The organism is Anaerosporobacter sp., from assembly GCF_031551385.1.
GTDB lineage: Bacteria > Bacillota > Clostridia > Lachnospirales > Lachnospiraceae > Anaerosporobacter.
Map to the genome: position 1 here is coordinate 1 of NZ_JAVBNS010000104.1, position 6,093 is coordinate 6,093.

General features: G+C 34.6%; 4 protein-coding genes. 2 read left to right on the forward strand and 2 right to left on the reverse strand.

Annotation, left to right across the window (positions count from 1 at the left end; translation table 11 throughout):
- Positions 1-428: 428 nt before the first annotated feature.
- Positions 429-2,120: a methyl-accepting chemotaxis protein gene (locus RMR19_RS09635; protein WP_310603286.1), complete on the forward strand. Its 1,692-nt coding sequence runs from the start codon at positions 429-431 to the stop codon at positions 2,118-2,120.
- Between the two features lie 452 nt (positions 2,121-2,572).
- Positions 2,573-4,558 carry a cellulase family glycosylhydrolase gene (locus tag RMR19_RS09640; protein ID WP_310603283.1) on the forward strand — a complete coding sequence of 662 codons (1,986 nt, stop codon included), beginning with the start codon at positions 2,573-2,575 and terminating at the stop codon, positions 4,556-4,558.
- A gap of 203 nt (positions 4,559-4,761) precedes the next feature.
- On the opposite strand, the gene RMR19_RS09645 is transcribed toward RMR19_RS09640, so the two are convergent.
- Both RMR19_RS09645 and RMR19_RS09650 read right to left on the reverse strand, forming a co-directional pair.
- On the reverse strand, positions 4,762-5,475 hold the full coding sequence (locus RMR19_RS09645) for an ABC transporter ATP-binding protein (protein WP_310603284.1): 714 nt from the start codon (positions 5,473-5,475) through the stop codon (positions 4,762-4,764).
- A gap of 26 nt (positions 5,476-5,501) precedes the next feature.
- Positions 5,502-6,093 (reverse strand): ABC transporter permease (locus tag RMR19_RS09650; protein WP_310603285.1); only part of this gene is annotated, 592 nt, incomplete at its 5' end.

The following is a 6,093-nucleotide window of genomic DNA, read 5'->3' on the forward strand; positions in this document are numbered from 1 at the left end:
TTAATTACATGATAAAATTAATATGGTATGCAAAATAAACAAAATCACAAACAATATTAGTTCAAATTTGATATTATCAAAAAAAACTTAGATTGTCAATTCGTTTTTGGTAAATTGTGAGAATATAATTAGTTTAGTGAGTGAATGTTATTAAAAACGTTGATTATATTGATGTAAAAAGTCGAAAAGATAAAAATTTAAAGAATTGACGAAAAATTAGCTTGATTTATTAGACGGTTTGAATATAATGTAAGATATATTAGAATAATAGACAGAGAATTCAGTAAATAATACACTGTTTTTTCTGTTAGTACTAACAAAATCTAATATTATGAAACATTAATAGGCACATTTTTACGTAAATTATAAGTCGGTAGGCTCAAGTTAGGGTTGCTGGCTTAAATTGTGGAGGAGGCTTGCAGTTGAGTATGAAGAGGACAAGTAAAAAAGTAAAGCAATCTGTAAGGATGAAGAAATGGAAAAGAGTTCTTCAAGTATGTATCTCAATAGGTATCATATTAGTAATTCTTCAAGTAATGCAAAGTAATGCGCTGCAAAGAAATTTTAAAAATCAACATAACACATTAACCGCTATTCAAGAGTATCAGTTAGCAACACAGCAGATGATGTATAATGCTAGGTGCTATATTACAAACAAGAATGCTATGTATATGGATGATTACAATGAGTTAGTAAAAACAAACGGGGCAATAGATACAGCAATTCAGAAAATGAAAAAGATTGGATTAAATGCAGAGGAAGAAAAAATCCTAGGTGAAGCAGATGCTACATATCAAGAAATAGTTACACTGAATGAAGAAATATTTACATTGATGTCTAGTGGCGATTTCGATGGAGCAATGCAGAAGATTTTTAGTTCTGACTATGAGGCTATGAATGCTACCATGCTAAAAGATATTAAACAATTATCGAAAGAGGTAGAAGCAAGATTTGATTTTCGTATTAAAGGATCAGTATTTTTAGCATACTGGGCAAATATTGATGTAATTATTATTCTATTTGTTTTATTTATCTATGCAAGTAAGTTTATGAAGTTTGCAAATGTAGATTTGCTTAATCCAATTATTCGAGTGAAAGAAGAGATGGAGCATATTGCGAACGGTGATTTCTTGCATAGACTTGATATGGAGATTGATGAAACAGAAGTAGGAGAAATGGTTGGTTCTATTGTTCAGATGAAACGACGTCTGAATGAGATGATCAGTGAAGTTAGTACAGCGCTTAATCAAATTGCGAATCAAGATTTGACAGGAGTTCTTACTGCGGAATATGTAGGACAATTAGAAGTGATAAGAGGTTCTATCCAGAACATATTGAATAGTATGAACTTATTCATGAAACAAACAAATGTTACAGCGGATTCCGTAGCTGGAGGTTCGCAGCAAGTAGCATCTACAGCTCTTGTTATAGCAGAGGGTACGACAGATCAAGCCAGTGCTGTTGAAGAATTACAAGCAACAATCGAGGATATCTATGAAGAGGTAGATAATACAGCAGAGAATGCAAATCATGCGAGAGAACTTGCAATAATTATGAGAGAAGAACTTAATAATTCGAATACGCAGATGGAAGCAGTTGTAACAGCAATGAATGATATATCAGAATCTTCAAAGCAGATATCTCAGATTATTCAAACAATTGAGGAAATTGCAGAACAAACGAATCTATTAGCACTGAATGCATCCATAGAGGCAGCAAGAGCAGGCGATGCAGGTCGAGGTTTCTCAGTTGTTGCAGATCAAGTTAGTAAATTAGCAGCAGAGAGCGCAACAGCAGCAAGTAATTCGAACATGTTTATTGAGGCTTCGCTAAGAGCTGTAGAGTTAGGTAATGAAAAAGTAGATAAAACAGCAGTCATGTTACGTGAAACAGTGGCAAAAGCAGAGGAGCTTGGGGCAAATATTGACTCAATATCACAGGCTTCAAGTACTCAAGCAATTGCACTTGAGGAAGTTTCAAAAGGAATTGAGCAGATATCAAGAGTAATAGAAGACCAAACTAAGATTTCAGAGCAGAGTGCAGGGGCATCACAAGAACTTACAGCGCAAGCAGAAGCCTTGCGTGAAATGGTTGGAAAATTCCACTTGCAACATGCATAAAGCAGATGTCCTGTATGAGTTATCATTAGGATGATAAAATTAATGTGCGAGAAAAGACAATTTTTGTCGGTGAATTGATTGGAAAATCTACCGATTAAAGATTGTCTTTTTTAGCTTGTAAAAAAGAATGTTAGCTGAAAAACTATTGTTTTGTGAGTGTGGTTTTCGTTAAAAAGAAAATACACAAAGTTAATTTATCATAAATTAAAGCTAAAAACAATTAGTAAAGTCATTAAATTAATAAATACAAAACTATGCAAATGTAACAAAAATATCAAAATATCGGCAGAAATATAAATATATATTGCATAAATAAAAAATGGATGATAAAGTGTGTTATAACACATATTGCTATATATATTGTTTTGGAGGGGATGAGTTTATGGAAATAAAAGATTAAAAAACGAGTAAATAATAACGAGAAGGTAAATTAAAGGGAGGTAAATTATACAATGGTTAAGTTAAATAATAAAAAGAGATGGGTTAGTATTCTTACACTAATGACAATCTTAATCGGGGTAATATTCGTTTCAGACAGCAATGCAATCACTTCACTTGCAGCAATGGATTCATCTGAGTTTTCATCAGGATATACATATCCAACACAAATGAGAGGACTGTCTGCGTTTGATTTAGTTTCTGATATGGGAGCGGGTTGGAATTTAGGTAATTCGCTAGAATCTTCTGATAACGAGACAAATTGGGGAAATCCTCGTACAACAAAAGCTATGATTGATGCAATTGCTGCAAAGGGATTCAAAACACTTAGAGTTCCAGTTCGTTGGGATGATAATTATTCAAATTCATCTAACTATACAATTAATTCTGCATACATGGATCGTGTAGAAACTGTTGTAAACTATGCATTAGCAAATGATATGTATGTTATTATCAATGTACATCATAATGATTTACAAGACATGGTTACTACAGACTATTCTACTCAAACAAGAGTAAAGAATGAATTGAAAGCAATCTGGACACAAGTAGGGAATCGTTTTAAAAACTATGGGGACAAATTAATATTTGAAGTAAATAACGAACCTAGATGTGGTGAAGATTGGAATGGAAATCAAAACTATTATAACTGTGTAAATGAATACAACGAAGCTGGTCGTGCTGCGATTCGTGCAACGGGTGGTAATAATTCAAAACGATTAGTTATGTTGCCAACATATTGCGCTTCAGCAGATAGTGCAAAGATATATGGCTGGAAAAATCTAAGCAGTGATACTATGATAGCAGTATCTATCCATGCATATCTTCCATTTGATTTTGCATTTGAAGGAAATGGACATTCCAATTGGACAGATGCAGACTATAATTCACTTGCAGGAGTATTTAGTGAGTTGAAATCGGTATTCATTGATAAAGGAGTGCCTGTTGTTATAGGAGAATTTGGTGCTACAAACAAAAATAATACTGCAGACCGTGAGAAATACGCAGCAATCTATACAGCATTTGCAACACAATACTCTGGATTTAAAATTCCATGTATCTGGTGGGATAATAATAATACAGGTTACGGTTCAGAAAACTTCGGGATCTTCAACCGTGCAAACAGAACATTTTACTATGGTGGTATTGCAGAAGCAATGGTAAAGGCATATAAAGCAGGAAGTTCTGGTAACGCTGGTTCTGATAATAACGGTTCTGGCAATAATTCAAGCGGAGATAGCAGTTCGGCTAGTCTGTTTTGGGGAAGTGCATCAGCAAGTTCGTGGAATCAAGCAGTTTCCGTAAAAACTAAGAAGAATGGTGGCTCATTTGATACTGCTAATATGAAGAGTGGAGGACACTTTTATGTTGAATATAGCGGAAGTTATGAAAAATTAGAATTTATTTTGCAAAGCTGGTCAGGTGGAGCAGAGTGGGCGAAAGTGAAGATTAGTGAATCGGGAAGTGCAAATGGTCATTACTATGCGAAGTTTACCGTTGACAATTGTGTGTCTGCATTTGGAACGAATGATTTTGCGAATAAGTTAGATACGATTCATGTAGGAGCAGTGGGAAGTAATATTACAGTATATTCTGTGTATTATGAAGCTGGAAATACAAATACAAGTACATATACTTCTCTATTCACAGGTTCGTCAACAGCAGTACCATGGGGACAAGCAGTTTCGCTAAAGACGACTAAAAATGGTGGTTCTGTCAATGCAGGAAATATTACATCTGGGGGATATTTCTACGTTGAATACAGTGGAACAAAAGGTCAAATCGAATTGATTTTCCAGAGCTGGTCAGGTGAAGCAGAATGGGCAAAGATTTCACCATCAGAAACAGGTGAAGTAAATGGTCGCTACTATGCAAAGTTTACATACCAAAACTGTGTGAAGGCATTCGGAACAAGTGATTTGGCAGGTAAATTGGATCAACTTTATGTTGGGGCATTGAAGAACACAACAACTGTATATTCATTCGGTTATTATAAATAATGTGATTTCAAAAGCATAAACGGATTCCGCCCAATATGTGTATAGTAATATGTGTGATTCTTAGCTGCGACGTGATGATTCAGCAGAAATAGAAAATACAAGCCATCTGTATAGAGATAAAACTCAAATACGGATGGCTTGTATTGGTAGGAGAGAACAGAGGGGGATAGTGTGCAAGAATCAATTGACCTATGAACTCATATTTATGCAGTTACACTAGCAATATCCTCATCGCAAACATCGATATGTTCCACGATTTGACCATCAACAAGACGAATAATACTTGTTCCGTATTTTGCAGACTTAGCAGAGTGGGTAACCTGTACAAGTGTTTTGTTATATTTTGTATTAATTTTTTGGAAGAGTTGCATAATCTCTTTACCAGTTTTGGAATCCAGATTTCCAATTGGCTCGTCAAGGAAGATAATATCAGGATCAAATACAAGTGCTCTTGCAATGGCAACACGTTGTTGCTGACCACCTGATAATTCTCTTGGAGTAAGTTTGCGTTTGTCTGATAGACCGATTATGTCTAGGATCTCAGCAAGTTTCTTTTCGTATTTCTTAGGGTTTTCACCATCTAAGATAACAGGAAGAAGAATATTATCTTCAACTGTTAGGTTAGGCACAAGATTATAAAATTGGAAAACGAATCCGATTTTGCTTCTTCTAAGTTTACTCATTTCTTTGTGTTTGATCTTGCTGAGGTTCATATCTTCTAACAGAACAGCACCTCTTGAGGGCTTATCTAAACCACCAAGTAGGTAAAGAAGAGTGGATTTTCCGCTTCCTGATGGTCCCATAATAGAGACAAACTCGCCTTCATGAATTGTTAGATTGACATCTTTGAGAACGTGTGATTCCTCTTTACCATTTACAAATATTTTGTTTAAATTAACTGCTTCGATTACTTTCATTGTGAAATACTCCTTTCAAATTGGGTTTATTCATATTTTAATTCTTGAATAATGGATAGTTTCTTACTTTTAAATATAACAGGAAGTGTAGCAAGTAAAACAATCGTTAAAGACACGATATAAATCGTTGGTAATGAGCTAACTGCTAAGGATATATCAAGTGGTAATCCGATTAATGAGATGATTTGACTAATTAATGGAAGACCAAGAAAACTGTATAGGATAGCAATGATAATACCCCAAGTTACGCAAGCAATCGATTCAAACAACAGGATACGTCTTCGTAAGGAATTCTCCATACCAACTGACGATAGTACTGCAAATTCTGTTTTTCGTTGTAAGAAGCTAATTGATACATTATTAATAATTCCAAGAGCAGCAATAACGATTGCCAAGTATGAGAATATACTTAATGCGTCAAACATCATTTGATTCATCTCTAAATTCTCTTCACACATGACTTCTTTCGTTATATAACTAGCACCGATAGAACGGAGAATCGGTTTTAGTTTAGATACCAAATCATCTAAGTCCAAATCGGTGACAAATGTTATTTGGTTAGAAGCGGATACATGGAATACTTGTCGCATTGTCTCGTGGTTAATGAAAGAAATAAAT